Genomic DNA, 14,607 nt, shown 5'->3' with positions numbered 1-14,607 from the left:
CAGGTTCTCAGCTTCTCCTGCTCTCTGTAAGGGCACGTAATAACGTTATCTCCGCCTCAATGGTTTGTAGCTCTATTTAAGTTTTTACGTTTAGATGCCTGCCTTTCCTTCAAAGGCAGCTCTCTTCTTAAGATCCTTCATCAGAGAGGCAAACTGTTCTAAATCAAGGGTCTGAGCACCATCACTTAAGGCTTTGGAAGGGTTATAATGGGTCTCGATCATAACACCGTCGGCACCAACGGCAAGGGCAGCCTTAGATAAGGGGGCTACCAAACTTCGGATTCCCGCTGCATGGCTGGGGTCAATAATTACAGGCAGATGTGATTTCTGTTTTAAAAGTGGTACTGCAGAAATATCCAAAGTATTTCTTGTCATGGTTTCGTAGGTGCGTATTCCTCTTTCACATAATATGATCTGTGAGTTTCCTTCAGACATAATATATTCTGCACTCATTAAGAATTCCTCAATGGTATTACATAAGCCTCTTTTCAACAAAACCGGCTTTTTTGACCGTCCGACTTCCTTGAGCAGATCGAAATTTTGCATATTACGGGCACCAATCTGAATGACGTCTACATCTTCAAACAAAGGCAATTGTGTCTGATTCATGATCTCTGTAACAATAGGCAACCCAGTTTCCTGCTTAGCAGTCAGCAGAAACTTAATACCTGTCTCTTGTAGTCCCTGGAAGGCATAAGGGGAGGTTCGAGGTTTAAAGGCACCTCCCCTTAATAATGTCGCCCCACTTTCCTTAACAGCTTTGGCAATTTGGACGATCTGTTCCTCACTCTCAACTGAACAGGGACCGGATATAACTTGAAAAAATCCCTCTCCCAAGGTTATATTGCCTACTTTAACCAGAGTATCCTCCGGATGGACGGTACGATTCACAGCCTTATAGGGCTCAGTCACCCGCTTTCCGTATTCCACAATTTCGTTAGTTTGAACAATAAAATCCAAATCGATTTTGGCAGTGTTGCCAATCAGACATACGACAGTATGCTCCGTTCCTGTGCTTATAAAGGTGGAATATCCCTCTGCTTCAATCTTTTCAACGAACAGGTTTATCTGCTCTGGCGAAACATTCTGCTTTAGTACAAAGACCATCCACTCTCACCTCTTCCTAACAATGTGAAAACTCCTTTCAACTCCTAAAATTCGTTTCTCATTCCTAATAGGTGACGGTTAGCTGTATGAGTGTTGGCTCGAAAAAAAACAAAAAAGCTTCTGTCCCCATAAAGGGACAAAAGCTTTTAAACTTCTGCGATACCACCCTAGTTGACGACCCAAAGAATCGCCCACTCATTTTGCATACCATCATATGCACCCCACTGATAACGGACGGGGTTCCCGTCAACGTCTACTCCTGCCCAGCAGTTTCAAGTTGCCCTCACAAGCCCATTCGGAAAAATCTATGCTGCTGCAATCTCACCGCCTGCAACTCTCTGAATACACCCAACTTCTCGTACTTCTCTTGTTCAAAGGTTTTATGTTTAAGAAATTCTATCCTGTTATAGAGAATCTGTCAAGCAAAGATTACATACTTGTTGTTGATCAGTGATAACGTCATGGTATAACTTATCAGGGAACTAATCGCCAATAAATAATACTATTCGCTTCCTTCGCCAAAATCTGATAAACTATTTTTAGCAAGTAAAATTTTCCAAGCTAGACTCTAGCAGGATTGTTGCAAAGATAATTCAAGAATTTGATACACTAAACAATCAACATGTACACAATATACATTGTGTTTCAGCAAAATTCCTGCTCCTCTGGTATTGAAGAACTAACTTTCAAGGATTATGATTTAGTAGGTACATAAATGAGTTTTGGAGGCATAGTTATGACTGAGATTTCTGTAAGCAAAGTAGAACAGGCCGGAGTATTACCCACCGATGATCAATTGGGTTTTGGAAAGATTTTTACGGATCATATGTTCATAATGGACTACGAGGAGGGTAAAGGATGGCATTCCCCACGGATAGTTCCTTACGGTGAGTTTTCATTCCTTCCTGCAACCATAGTTTTTCATTATGGGCAAGCAATCTTCGAAGGGATGAAGGCCTTCCGAACGTCAAACGATCAGATAGCTGTATTTAGAGCTAATCATTATCTGAATCGCTTCAATAGATCAGCTAGTCATCTCTGTATTCCTCAGATTAATGTTGAAGAAGTAAAAGCAGGTTTATTCCAGCTCTTAGAATTGGACAAAGCATGGGTACCCAGTAAACTTGGTACTTCTCTTTATATAAGACCCTTTATCGTTTCTACTGACGGCTACATAGGGGTTAAGGTTTCCAGTACTTATAAATTGTTTATAATTCTCTCTCCTGTAGGTGCCTATTACTCTAATGGTTTTAATCCTGTCAGCATCAAAGTAGAGGATAAGTATGTCCGGGCTACTAAAGGCGGCTTGGGTCAAGCCAAAACTCCGGCCAATTATGCCATGAGTCTTAACGCTCAAGCCGAAGCCCATGAGCAAGGGTTTGATCAGGTATTATGGTTGGATGCAGTACATCGAAAGTATGTTGAAGAGGTTGGCACCATGAATATCTTCTTTAAGATCAACGACGAGATTATTACTCCTGAGTTAAGTGGGAGTATCTTAGGTGGCATAACCCGTCAAACTGTGCTGGAATTAGCCCAAAACTGGGGATTAAAAACAACTGAGCGCCAAATTTCAATAGAAGAAGTGTATGAGGCTCATGCCAAAGGAGAACTTCAAGAGGTCTTTGGTACAGGCACTGCTGCAGTCATTTCCCCTGTGGGCGAGCTTTCCTGGAAGGGCCAAAAGATTAACATTAATAATAATCAAACAGGTGAATTCGCCAAAAAACTCTTTGATTTCGTCACAGGTGTTCAGTATGGCAGCGTCCCTGATGAATTCAGCTGGATGGATAAAGTCACGGTCTAATTTTTGGCTGTGTGCTCTTTATTAAGGATAGAAATATTATTACAAACACTTTGGAAAGTGTGTAGCTTGAGTGATATACGGATGATTAAACTGAATAGGATTCGATTCTTGAAAAAGTTTAAGCCGGAACGTTTAATAATGACGTTTCCGGCTTAAACCTTTTCAAGAGTTTATAAACAATTACAGTATTCTCATTAAGAAATGTCAGGAAAAAATCTGTTCAAAGCTAGCTGGCTGCTAGATTCTCTACGAAAACAACTAGTTTAGGCTCTCGAATATTCACTAGTCTATTAGACTTTCAGATCCCTATTTTTATAGAAAGCATAAGTCGCCATCAACGACACAGCAATAACCCCTACTGATATAAGGACATAAACTGTCTCAAAACCTCTGTCATACATAAGATTTTTGGCGTCATAATATTTAAAGGGTGTAAAAAACCTCAAGAACTCGAGCTTGTTATTAAGATCAATGGCAATCGATAATATAAAACTAAATAATAGTATTCCTGTGGCAAGGGCAGGAGCAGTCTTAGGATGCTTACTCTTAGCGGCAATCGCAGAACCGACAACCAGAAAAAGCAATTGTAAGACAAACATTCCAATCATAAGTCTGGTTATCTCCCCGCTGCCCCCTGCCCCTTGGCTGAATTGCTGCACCATGAGGATTGAGCTGGCATAGGTCACAAGATTAAAGACTACTATGTTAACGAGAGCGGCCAGTAGTTTGGACGTGATAATTGTGTTTCTGGAAACTGGTTTTACGAACAAAAACTCTGCGGTTTTGTCTCGTTCTTCCTTAGAGATTATGTTTGCTCCTAACATAGCTGCATGAATAGTAGCCATTACTGCTAAGTAGATAAAAAGAACTCCATAGTATCCTACAGCCGTTGTTAAATCAAAGCTGCCCATACCCATAACCACTTTTAGGGAGTGGGGCATCTGGTTTAACAGGTCATTGATTGATTGACCTGAGGCCGAAAGTCCTGCATATTTGCCCATACTACTTGAGATTAACAGTGCGACACCAATGCACCAAATAATCAGAGCTTTTCGGTTAGCTCTCATTTCACGAACAAAAACGTTCATAGTTAAGCCTCCTCCCGTTTACATCAACAGATATCCTTTCCTTGCTATACTGCATGGATGTCGCGCTTGGCATATATATAATAGCTAGCTAAGATGGCAATCACTATAAAACCTAGCGCTACGAAGATAAATGAAGGTTCATAACCTGAATTTTGAATAATATAGGTAAAGTCAAAGTATTTAAAAGGCGTAAGATAACGTAAGGCAACATCCTCAGTTGTTGAAGCAAAAGCTCCTATCATAAAAAAAGCAAAGACCATACCCAAGGAAACAGATAGGACTGATTTGAGCTTAGGGATTAACAAGGAAACAAGAATCCCCAAGGCCAGGAAAATAAGCTGCAGGTAGAATAAAGTTAACGACAACAGCAAAAATATTTTAATACTGAACTCATTTGTTTCGACATAAGAGGCCATAAGAGTTGCTGCTCCTAAGTAAAGAATGTTTGTGAATACTAAGGAGAGAAAGGCCGCTAATATCTTGGAAGTAACGATTTGATTGCGGGTAACGGGCTTGGTTAATAGGAAATCCGCAGTTTTTTCCCTCACTTCTTTAGATAAGATTGACATGCCCAAGAGCATTCCTTGGATTGCTCCGAAAAGGGATATATACAAGAAGACATAGGAATAGAATCCTAAAATTGAACCAATATTCTCCACAGAAATCCCTAAAGCCATTCTGATAGCCTCCGGAAAACCCTCCATCAACCTTTTAAACTCATCTGCTTCTCTGGAAATGGACGGAAACATGGAGAGGAAAAGAAGAACCAATCCTGATAAAGTCACCGACCAGATTATTGTATTCTTTTTATAGACCTTTAACTCATGTAGAAGCATATTCATACTCTTAGGCCCCTTTTTCATAGAAATGCAAAAAGATTTCTTCAAGATCAGGTTCCTCGACCCAGACATTGGCTATCTCGATTTCCGAAAGTTTTTTCAGCATCAAATTTATATTCCCTCTGAATAAAAAACTGATGACATTTCCCTTTGCCTCTAAATTACTTACTCCTTCGATATTGAAATAATCCTGCTCTAAATCAGCATTTAACTGAACTCTGATTTTTTTATAGTTATTCTCTTGTAAAGCACTGATCTTTTCCAGCTGAATGATTTTCCCTTCCTTAATAATGGCAACCCGGTTACACATTCTCTGAACCTCACCTAAAATATGAGAAGAAAACAAAATAGTTGAACCCTTTCTGTTTTCCTCTTGTAATAGTTCGAAGAACCTTTGTTGCATAAGAGGATCCAGACCACTTGTCGGCTCATCAAGAATAATTAGTTTTGGCTCATGGAGGAGCCCTTGCACGATGCCAACTTTCTTTTTATTGCCAAAGGATAAGTCGTCAATCCTTTTGTTAAGATTGAGATCCATGATTTCAGCTAACTCTTTTATCCTTTTACGACAATCCTTTTTATAGAAACTTGCCGAATAGTTTAAGAGATCAATAACTTTCATTTTGTCATAATAGAATACTTCAGAGGGTAAGTAGCCAATTTCTTTTTTTATTTCCGGGCCATGTTTTATACAGTCCTTCCCAAATATTTTGGCACTTCCGCTTGTGGGATAAAGAAGGGCCAATAAAGTACGTAGAGTCGTTGACTTTCCCGCACCGTTAGGACCAATAAAGCCAAAGATCTCTTTCTCCTCTACATTAAAATTAATATCAATAATTCCGCGTTCTTTTCCGTAATACTTGGTTAGACCATTAATCTCGATTACATTCATTTTCAAGAGTCTCCTTTTTGAAAGTTTAAAACAAAAGGGGGGCACTCTTTATTTTTTTCAATAGTTCATTTTATATCCATTGATCTAAGAACTATTTCCCTCATTGTATCAAGTGATTCTTAGCTTCAGATGGAGTTTGCGGTTCGGCGAAAGCAACCTGCGCCGTTATGCTTTTCTTGGGTGCAGGCGGCTTGGCGAAACCCTCACCCGGGTTTCGTCACTGGATGCTTTCGTACTTGTAGAAGATGGAAGTCTTACTACTGGTAGTCATCGGATAAATTTTATAGTTTCAAGTGTTAAGTTTAGATATTAAGGGCATCCTAATTACTGGTTCAAGCTGAAGGTTATGCCACTATAGCTCATATTCCAGTGAATCTGAATGCTAATTACATGAGCTTATACTTTGGAGGTACAAGTGGAGTTACATTGGATCTGGGAAGTAATTCTAATATTCTTTATAGGAACATTCATCTTAAGAATTGGCGGGCGAAAATCAATCTCGCAAATGACCATATCCCAAACTATCGTAATGATTGGATTAGGATCTTTGCTAATTCAACCCGTTGCTGGTCATGGCCTTTTTGTTACCTTCGCCGCAGCCTTATTGTTGACAGTATTAATGATCTTCAGTGAATATCTTTCACTAAAGATTGACATTTTGGAGACACTCTTTACAGGTAAAGCTGTAATGGTTATTGAAAATGGCAAACCCATTCTTAATAATCTAAAAAAAATTCGGTTGTCTCTTGATAAACTTGAAACTCGCGTAAGACAGGCTGGAATACCATCCCTAGAAGATATTCAATACGCTACCATTGAAGTTAGTGGCCAGTTGGGATATGAATTAAAAGAAAACAAGAAACCCATAACAAAGGAAGATTTCATCATAATCATGAATGAATTATCTCTGATCAAACAAAGCATTGGTTATGACGAAGCGCCAATAACAAAAACGTCACAGCTAAATCCTAACCCAAACAACATCTTCTTAGAAGTTAACAATAAAAACCATGAAGGGAATAAGAAGGAACCCTGACACAGGAGGGAGATGTATAGATCAATGGAAATAAATAATTCTGTATAAAAGGATAGGTGAAGATATTGAATAACGAAAAAATGGTTAAAGCCCTTAATGACCAAGTAAACAAAGAACTCTTTTCCGCTTATTTTTATCTTGCGATGCAAGCTTATTTCTCATCACTTAACCTGGACGGATTCGCTAATTTTTTCCGCGTTCAAGTTCAAGAAGAACGAGATCATGCTCTGGGTTTTTTCAATTACATCAATAAAATTGGCGGAAAACTCACCTTTGCTGAGATACAAAAACCACAAAGCGAATTTTCCGATCCTCTAGAGGTATTCGAATTAACCTTAGCCCATGAGCAAACCGTTACTCAATCAATCTACTCTCTCATGGACATAGCCCGAGAAGTCAGAGACCATACTACAGAAATTTTCGTCCAGTGGTTTATTACTGAACAGGCGGAAGAAGAGGAAAATGTAAGCCGCGTTTTAAATAAACTCAAGCTTATCAAGGGGGATGGTGCCGGACTGTTTATGATCGACAATGAACTGGCCCAACGAGTATATGTTCCCGCAGTAATTCCTGGTTAAGCCTTACTCAGGTCAATTGATAAAAGGTTCTTTCCTCTTAATAAAGGAAAGAACCTTTTATCTAACCTCACATATTTCTGTCAAGAGGGATTATCACTCTCCACTTTGGGGATGTCTGATCGGTAAATTCACATCAATTCAATTATTAAAAAAAGAGCTATAACTAATATATCCAAGATAAGTGCATGAATAAAAATTTTCGAATCTCGAATTTTTACATAGGTTAAATAATTTAAAGTACTAAATACCAAGCAAAGGGCTATAAGAATGAATGCCGGAAGAAAATTAGGCATAGTTTCAGGCGGCAGATTATAAATACTGACCCAAACCACTATAAGCAAACAAATATCCAGCACTTTTTTCTTAAAACTGTCTGTTTTGTTCCAGGTAAAGTATGTGTAATATTTTCCTTTACTGAACCTGTAAATTTCCCGTACCATTATGTATAAGTTTACGGCACATAAAATTGCCATGTAAAAATAGCTAGACACATAACTCCCTCCCTCTCTGCCCCTTTACGGCAAATCTGTACAGTTCAATATATTATTCAATATCTTTGTTTCTTAATCTTAACTCCTCTAAGATTTCTCGCAGAGTATTATCAATTTTGTTAATCTTCCTTATGAACGGATCTGATTTTCTTCGCTGATAATAGTCATTCATCCACAAAAAATCCTAGAGGTGATTAGCAAACTAACCAATCTCTAGGATAAGTACCTCAATCTACTCTTGCAGCTCAGCAAGCACTGGTCAAGATATTCGATTAATGAAATTCAATCACACCATTACAGATTTGCTTTATCGGCAGAGTCATACTCATGCCTAATCTGGGCCCAGACTTTCTCCCCCAACTCAGTGAGGGCTATGCTGCCAAGCTCAATTTCTGCAGTATCGCAAAGAAAGCTTGGTTTTTTCTTTCCCTCATTAACCGTTTCAGTGAAGTAGGCAAAAAGAACCGAGTTCGTATGCAGGGTGTAGTCATAGTTCTGGAGGGGAATATCATAGTCGAGAGAGATAAGCCGTTTTTTCTCAAGCCCTGACAAAACCCCTCCGATCTCTTTCACCTTTTCCAGACTGTCATCAATAGCATTTATATACACCGGCGCGAGAGAAGCAAATCTGGCCTCTTTCTCTTTACTGCTACTCATGACAAAGCGGCTGACGGGCAAGTAACTGTTTCGCACAAGATCCTGCAAAACCGCTATTTCCCCTTTGGTGAAGGTGAGAGGGTCGTGAGCATGAGAGCAGTCTTTTTCTGAATCGGTAGAATGACTGTGGCAGCTGCAGCTATGGCTGGAACAATTCGGTGACTGATGTTGCTTAATACTCATATGTTTTTCTCCTGTCCTTTTACTTTGCTTGCTATAATAAAGTTAGGTTAATCTAACTTTATTATAGCATATTAATCCTCGAAAGGTTAAATGCAAATTAGCTGCTCCCTTCATGATCAGTAGCCACTGAAAATTGTAATTTAAAAATATTAACGATATACTATAAAATATCCTCACTAGGGAATTTATTGTACAGCTGTTACGAACTATAACATAGAATAATTTCTGCTGAGATGGTCACTGGAAAGCAACAAACCAAGGGATTTTTCCGCAGTTTTGGCGGCAGTTCTCTTCGCCATCAGTTCACCCTTTTCTAAACTATTGCTTGCCGAAATACCACCATCCTTAATGCTCAAAATAACCAGCTAAACACGAGAGGGGCTTATAGAATGCTCATAAATTTATCTCCGGAACAACTGACAAGGATAAAAAACCCTACTTTCAAAGAATATGGGCAAATCTATCTTTCAATCGCAGATCGATTTAAGGACTGGGTTAACCAGACAGGGCTGATCCTGGATAAAGACCTATCCGAAGAAACGGCAGCACTCCTCAAAAGTCTCCGCACTAAAGGGGCCCTGTTTAGAAACGATAATAAAAGTATCTATGTTAATCAGATATCTCCTGCTTGCGTTGCCTGTCAAAAAGGGGTTGGCAGCGTCTCTTTATTTATTTCCCTGATGTGTCACCGTGATTGTTATTTTTGCTTTAACAAAAACCAAGATAATTACGAGGAGTTTTCCCAACATAAGCGAAGCTGCCTGAAAGAACTGGACTCCCTCCATCAGCAGGGGGGCAAACTGGCCCACTTAGGACTAACCGGCGGCGAGCCCTTGCTCCACAAGCCTGAAACTGTCGAATTCTTTCGGCGAGCCAAGGAAAAATTCCCCCGGGTTTATACACGTTTATACACATCCGGGGATTTAATTGATGAGACTCTTCTAAAGGATCTTCAAGAAACTCATCTTGACGAGATTCGTTTTAGTATTAAAGTAGATGATCCGCAAAGCTTAAAGGAGGATATCTTGGCCAAGATGTCCTTAGCCAAGAACTTTATCCCCGCTGTAATGGTGGAAATGCCCGTCATCCCCGGAACCTTAGAGGTAATGAAAGACTTACTATTAAAGCTGGATTCTCTAGGTATATTTGGGATTAATCTCTTGGAATTCTGTTTCCCCTTGAACAATGTGGAGGTTTTTCAGAAAAACAACTTCCAAATTAAAAATCCTCCCTATCGGGTTCTCTATGACTACTGGTATGCCGGCGGGCTGCCCATCTCCCGCAGTGAAATAGAGTGTCTTCAGCTTTTGGAATTCATCCTCGATGAGAAACTAAGTCTCGGTGCCCAGTATTGTTCTTTAGAAAACAAGCATACGGCTCAAATCTATCAGCAGAATCTTGATCAGCGAGTAGCTAAGACCCAGTTTTTCTCTAATAAGGATTACTTTTATAAGTCTGCCAAGGTGTTCGGCGAGGACATTTCTAAAGTCCTCAAGGTCTTTAGAAAGCTCCATAATACTAATTATATCCTTAATGAAGACTATCAATTTCTGGAGTTTCATGTAGAAAGGATTAAAGATCTCAAGAAGTTGGAGATTGAAATAGGGATCTCTTACAATGTAATGGAAAAACGCGAAGATGAAACTTTTCTCAGAGAATTGAAACTTGATTTGACCTCGCCGAAGCTTTTTGACCAAAAGTCCGATATTTAGTCCTGTTGACCTCTTCAGATAAATACCCAAGCACCATTCTTACAAGTCTTTCAGACTTTAATAAATCCTCCTAACTCCGGTAACCGCAGCAGTATAAGTGTCCAGGGCCACTAAATCTTCAAAGGATAGTTTTAACTCCGGGAGGAGCCGGCAAAGATGCTGCCAGCCTACCGGGAATTAGCCCGGCGAGTTGCTGCGCTTTTTCTTTAATATCTTCTGCAAATAACCCCCCTCAAAATCTAGAATGTTAATGTTATATTTCTGCCAAGCATTCGACTAATTTATATAGGCTGTTTGCCCATTAAAATGGGCAAACAGCCTATATTGACTACTAGAATTAAATTGCATTTCTTTCTAATTCCTTAGAGAAGGTTCTTGTCTTCTATTTGAAGTAGCTTATCATCGGAGCATCCGCAGCATCCACTGCATCCCGAACACCTGACGCCCTTCTTTTTATCTTTGACAATTTTGTACAAGGCTAGGGCTATAATTGCAGCTATTACAGCTATTACAATAAAATCAATTGTGCTCATGCTTTCACCGACTGTATTTTGCTAGCCATTTGGGTGCTGTTACCGCCCTTTTTCATCAAATAAACAACGCAACCGACTATAAGAGCCACAGCTACGAGTCCTCCCAAGAATCCTGCGCCAAGGGTTCCTGTAGTTGCTAAAGTACCAATTTGATAGATTAGGAAAGCCAGCGTATAACCCATTCCTAGTTGGAAACCTACCGCACCAAATAACCACTTGCGAGATTCCATTTCGGAGTTCATGGCACCTATCGCTGCGAAGCATGGAGGTGTAAAGAGGTTAAATACCAGATAAGAAAGTGCAGCTACGGCGCTGATACCAAATATTGAGCTCACTTCTGCACTCCCACCGACAAGGGCTAATTCTTCAACATCAATAAAGTTCGTTATACTAAAGCAAACAGCTAATGTTCCAACGACGTTTTCTTTAGCAATAAATCCTGTTACCGCTGCAGCAGCAAACTGCCAGAGGCCGAAGCCCAGGGGAATGAACAGTACTGCCAAAGGTGAGGCAATGCTGGCTAAGATACTTGTCTCCGGGGCAGTCTCAGCAACGACTTGCAATTGCCAATCGAAAGTTTGTAATATTTGTACTACAGCGTTGCAAACCAGAATAATTGTTCCCGCTTTAATGATAAACGCCTTAGCTCTCATGAACATGGAAATGATTGCTCTCTTAATGCTGGGCATTCTGTATTCCGGAAGTTCCATAATAAAATAGGATTTGGAAAAGTCTCCGGTAATACGTCTGATAATCAAGGCACTCATAATGATTACAATTATTCCTAAGAAATACATGGAAGTTCCCACCCAGGCATTATCCCCGAAGAAAACACCCGCGAAAAGAGCAATGATGGGGAGTTTTGCACCACAAGGCATAAAGGGGGCTAACATAGCAGTGGTGCGTCTTTGTCTTTCGTTTTTAATAGTTCTGGTGGCCATAATTCCCGGGATGCCACAACCGGTACCTACAATCATCGGTATAATAGATTTGCCGGATAAGCCGACTTTCTTAAAGAATCTGTCCATAACCACAGCAACCCGAGCCATATAGCCGCAGTCTTCCAATAGAGCTAAGCAGAAAAACAATACCATAATCAGGGGCAGGAATCCAATCACCGCACCTACACCACCAATGATCCCATCCAGAAGCAAGGCAGCAACAACCGGGTTTACGTCTGCCCCTAAGAGGGAGGCTACACCTTCATTCAATAAGTCTATCCAGCCGACAAAAATATCTGCCAGCCAAGGTCCAACCCAAGACTGGGAAATGGAAAACACCAACCAGATAATTGCCGCGAAGATGGGAATCCCTAACCATTTGTGAGCGACTATCCTATCGATCTGATCTTGTATGGTTTGCTTTTCCGAGCTTACCTTTCTTCTCTCGACTTCACTTACGATGTTATTTACAAAAGCAAAGCGTTTTTTATCAGCTTTTTCAAACTCTTCTTTCGTTGAAGCTTTTTTAGCACCACCAATATTAGGAGGGATTTGCTTTTTGTTGGATTTACCAACAGCTATTACAGCATTCATCAGTTCAAGCAAACCGTTGTTGGTTGATTTTGTCGATACAGTTAGAATTACGGGACACTTAAGTGCATCACTCAACGCCGGTATATCGATAGTGTTGCCTTTTTTCTCTGTCAAATCACCTTTATTTAAAGCAACAACGACGGGAATACCCAGTTCCAGCAATTGTGTAGTAAAGAACAAGCTTCTGCTTAAATTGGTCGAGTCAACTATGTTAATGATAACATCTGGTTTTTCATTTTGCACGAAGTCTCTGGTTATCGACTCTTCACTGGTGTAAGGTGACATTGAGTAAGCACCGGGTAAATCCACCACAACCAAGTCCTCGTTCTTGGGGTTAAGATTCTGTTTAACGTCCCCTTCTTTTTTCTCCACTGTGACCCCAGCCCAGTTTCCTACTTGCTCGATTTTACCTGTAATAGCATTAAACAAGGTAGTTTTTCCACTATTAGGGTTTCCAGCTAAAGCAATTTTCATGAGTTCCTCCTTCAATAGTTAGTCTAATCTAACTTTTTATTAATAGTTTGCTTATAGTAAAGATACAATGAATAAATATATTTAAATATATTTATTCATATTTATACCATAATAGCCTTTGCTAAATCCTCATCTATGCTATACCTGGCATCTTTGATGGTAATAATAAAATTTGATGCTAGTTTTGAAATAATTGTAACTTTTTCACCGGGATAACAACCTAGTGTAAATAAAAATTCACGAATATCTTCATGATCAGTATTAACACTGTTCACTGTATAAGCTGTATTTAACTTTCCTCTCGATAAAGACATCATGCTCATCTCCTTCGTAAGTCAGATTAGACTAAGTACACGACTTACTGATCTGCCTTATTAACACTATTTGAGTTTGTTTTTGTAGACTAATTTTATCCCAATTGATAATGAAAGTCAATATCCAATTATAGTTTTTGTCTTGGCTTCTGAGATGGTTTTAAATAGTATTAAACTAAGCTAGCCTCAGGGTATTGATTCCTAATTCAACTTTAACGAGCTTGTGAAGTGTAATGATTACGACGAGGATTGTCCGTGTTCCGGTTCTCTGTCTTGTCTGGCAATTATTCTGTAATGAGAATCAATTCGTGAGAGCACAAAATCTGATTCTTCCCTTCTGATTTTGCCTGGCATAATAGTTGATCGGATAACTACATTTTCCAACAATCTTTTGTTAGCACTGGTAGAATAGGGTTACATATCCGCTATTCGTTTTTCAAGAGCGAAAAAAACTCACCTTAAACATAAAGTTATCCTAAAGCTTAAGGTTGATTTTTATAAAGAAATATGAAAAACTATAATAGTAGCTCATACTCTTAAAGGAGAATGTTTAATGGGAAAGTTAACATTTGCTATGGAAAACTATTTAGAAGCGATATATGAACTGTCAACCGACGGAACAGGAGCAAGAATTTCTGATATTGCTGAACGATTAGGGGTCACAAAGGCCAGCGCCAACAGTGCTATGTCGACCCTTTCAGAAAAAGGATTGATCATCAATGAAAAATATAAGGAAATATTTCTAACTCCTACCGGACGTGAGTTCGCAGAGTTCACCTCAAAAAAACACCAAGTCATCGAACAGTTTTTTACCCAGATCCTAAAAGTTGACATAACCATTGCAGATCGGGACGCTTGTGCAATTGAGCATGTCATCAGCAATGATTCAATTCATGCCATGCAAGAGTTTCTTATGAAGAAATCAAAAAACTAACCTCATTGAGCGAATATAAAAAGGCCTTTTCCCACATTTATGGGAAGAGGCCTTTTGTGTCGGCATTTAACTTTTTTATGACATCTGATTACTCTGCTGTTTTCTTTTCCTCGCTCTGACTTACTGTAGTTTCACTCTTTGGGGGATTTCCATGATATCCATGGTGTCCATGCTGGCAATGCCCATGCCCTCCGCCATGATGAGCATGATGTTTATGCATTACTTTAAAAAACTGATGAATCGGGGATTCGCCGCCGGCATGTTCGAACCCGGCTTGTTTAGCTTTCTCTCTAAAATTCAGGAAGGCTTCAAAGGCTTCTAATTTCCCTCTTAGTTTCTCTTTGTTGCCCTTGAGGGTCACTGTGAAGCCTTCATCGTTTTCAGTAAAGCTGAACTCAAAGTTCTCTAGACTCATTGATAAGCACTC

General features: G+C 39.6%; 16 protein-coding genes and 1 other annotated feature. Of the genes, 5 read left to right on the top strand and 11 right to left on the bottom strand.

Annotation, left to right across the window (positions count from 1 at the left end; translation table 11 throughout):
• Positions 1 to 90: 90 nt before the first annotated feature.
• On the bottom strand, positions 91 to 1,107 hold the full coding sequence (gene aroF, locus DESMER_RS07130; RefSeq protein ID WP_014902390.1) for a 3-deoxy-7-phosphoheptulonate synthase: 1,017 nt from the start codon (positions 1,105 to 1,107) through the stop codon (positions 91 to 93).
• 129 nt (positions 1,108 to 1,236) lie between these two features.
• Positions 1,237 to 1,491, bottom strand: a binding site (T-box leader).
• A 352-nt stretch (positions 1,492 to 1,843) separates the two neighbouring features.
• On the opposite strand from aroF, the gene DESMER_RS07125 reads away from it, so the two are divergent.
• Positions 1,844 to 2,914 (top strand): branched-chain amino acid aminotransferase, encoded by a 1,071-nt coding sequence (locus DESMER_RS07125; protein ID WP_042333503.1) that lies wholly within the window; start codon positions 1,844 to 1,846, stop codon positions 2,912 to 2,914.
• Positions 2,915 to 3,204: 290 nt separating this feature from the next.
• On the opposite strand, the gene DESMER_RS07120 is transcribed toward DESMER_RS07125, so the two are convergent.
• The 3 genes from DESMER_RS07120 to DESMER_RS07110 are packed head-to-tail and all read right to left on the bottom strand — an operon-like array spanning position 3,205 to position 5,733.
• On the bottom strand, positions 3,205 to 4,002 hold the full coding sequence (locus tag DESMER_RS07120; protein WP_014902388.1) for an ABC transporter permease subunit: 798 nt from the start codon (positions 4,000 to 4,002) through the stop codon (positions 3,205 to 3,207).
• 44 nt (positions 4,003 to 4,046) lie between these two features.
• Positions 4,047 to 4,844 carry an ABC transporter permease subunit gene (locus DESMER_RS07115; protein ID WP_014902387.1) on the bottom strand — a complete coding sequence of 266 codons (798 nt, stop codon included), beginning with the start codon at positions 4,842 to 4,844 and terminating at the stop codon, positions 4,047 to 4,049.
• 4 nt (positions 4,845 to 4,848) lie between these two features.
• Entirely contained in the window at positions 4,849 to 5,733 is an 885-nt protein-coding gene (locus DESMER_RS07110; protein WP_014902386.1) for an ABC transporter ATP-binding protein, read from the bottom strand.
• A 415-nt stretch (positions 5,734 to 6,148) separates the two neighbouring features.
• Between DESMER_RS07110 and DESMER_RS07105 the strand changes: the two genes are divergently transcribed.
• Together DESMER_RS07105 and DESMER_RS07100 are read left to right on the top strand one after the other, a co-directional pair.
• Positions 6,149 to 6,769: a DUF421 domain-containing protein gene (locus DESMER_RS07105; RefSeq protein ID WP_014902385.1), complete on the top strand. Its 621-nt coding sequence runs from the start codon at positions 6,149 to 6,151 to the stop codon at positions 6,767 to 6,769.
• A gap of 65 nt (positions 6,770 to 6,834) precedes the next feature.
• Positions 6,835 to 7,347, top strand: a complete 513-nt coding sequence (locus DESMER_RS07100) for a ferritin (RefSeq protein ID WP_014902384.1) — start codon at positions 6,835 to 6,837, stop codon at positions 7,345 to 7,347.
• A gap of 128 nt (positions 7,348 to 7,475) precedes the next feature.
• On the opposite strand, the gene DESMER_RS07095 is transcribed toward DESMER_RS07100, so the two are convergent.
• The 3 genes from DESMER_RS07095 to DESMER_RS23745 form a co-directional block, all read right to left on the bottom strand.
• Complete coding sequence (locus DESMER_RS07095; protein ID WP_014902383.1) at positions 7,476 to 7,838, bottom strand: hypothetical protein; 363 nt, start codon at positions 7,836 to 7,838, stop codon at positions 7,476 to 7,478.
• Positions 7,839 to 8,132: 294 nt separating this feature from the next.
• The gene (locus DESMER_RS07090) at positions 8,133 to 8,678 is read right to left on the bottom strand and encodes a hypothetical protein (protein ID WP_014902382.1); all 546 of its coding nucleotides are present in this window, start codon (positions 8,676 to 8,678) and stop codon (positions 8,133 to 8,135) included.
• A gap of 206 nt (positions 8,679 to 8,884) precedes the next feature.
• Complete coding sequence (locus DESMER_RS23745) at positions 8,885 to 9,034, bottom strand: hypothetical protein (RefSeq protein ID WP_158405960.1); 150 nt, start codon at positions 9,032 to 9,034, stop codon at positions 8,885 to 8,887.
• Between the two features lie 33 nt (positions 9,035 to 9,067).
• Here DESMER_RS23745 and DESMER_RS07085 point away from each other — a divergent pair, with 33 nt between their 5' ends.
• Positions 9,068 to 10,390 (top strand): radical SAM protein, encoded by a 1,323-nt coding sequence (locus DESMER_RS07085; RefSeq protein WP_014902381.1) that lies wholly within the window; start codon positions 9,068 to 9,070, stop codon positions 10,388 to 10,390.
• A 362-nt stretch (positions 10,391 to 10,752) separates the two neighbouring features.
• On the opposite strand, the gene DESMER_RS22940 is transcribed toward DESMER_RS07085, so the two are convergent.
• The 3 genes from DESMER_RS22940 to DESMER_RS07075 form a co-directional block, all read right to left on the bottom strand.
• Complete coding sequence (locus DESMER_RS22940) at positions 10,753 to 10,923, bottom strand: FeoB-associated Cys-rich membrane protein (protein ID WP_014902380.1); 171 nt, start codon at positions 10,921 to 10,923, stop codon at positions 10,753 to 10,755.
• The gene (gene feoB / locus DESMER_RS07080; protein WP_014902379.1) at positions 10,920 to 12,932 is read right to left on the bottom strand and encodes a ferrous iron transporter B; all 2,013 of its coding nucleotides are present in this window, start codon (positions 12,930 to 12,932) and stop codon (positions 10,920 to 10,922) included. Before feoB ends, DESMER_RS22940 begins: the two co-directional genes overlap by 4 nt.
• A 101-nt stretch (positions 12,933 to 13,033) precedes the next feature.
• Complete coding sequence (locus DESMER_RS07075) at positions 13,034 to 13,249, bottom strand: FeoA family protein (protein ID WP_014902378.1); 216 nt, start codon at positions 13,247 to 13,249, stop codon at positions 13,034 to 13,036.
• A 550-nt stretch (positions 13,250 to 13,799) separates the two neighbouring features.
• Between DESMER_RS07075 and DESMER_RS07070 the strand changes: the two genes are divergently transcribed.
• Positions 13,800 to 14,180 carry a metal-dependent transcriptional regulator gene (locus tag DESMER_RS07070; protein ID WP_014902377.1) on the top strand — a complete coding sequence of 127 codons (381 nt, stop codon included), beginning with the start codon at positions 13,800 to 13,802 and terminating at the stop codon, positions 14,178 to 14,180.
• Between the two features lie 88 nt (positions 14,181 to 14,268).
• On the opposite strand, the gene DESMER_RS07065 is transcribed toward DESMER_RS07070, so the two are convergent.
• Positions 14,269 to 14,595: a hypothetical protein gene (locus DESMER_RS07065; protein WP_014902376.1), complete on the bottom strand. Its 327-nt coding sequence runs from the start codon at positions 14,593 to 14,595 to the stop codon at positions 14,269 to 14,271.
• Positions 14,596 to 14,607 lie beyond the last annotated feature (12 nt).

This window comes from Desulfosporosinus meridiei DSM 13257, assembly GCF_000231385.2.
Classification (GTDB): Bacteria; Bacillota; Desulfitobacteriia; order Desulfitobacteriales; family Desulfitobacteriaceae; genus Desulfosporosinus; species Desulfosporosinus meridiei.
The sequence above is the reverse complement of the archived record's forward strand: the minus strand, read 5'-3'. Positions and strand labels throughout refer to the sequence as shown.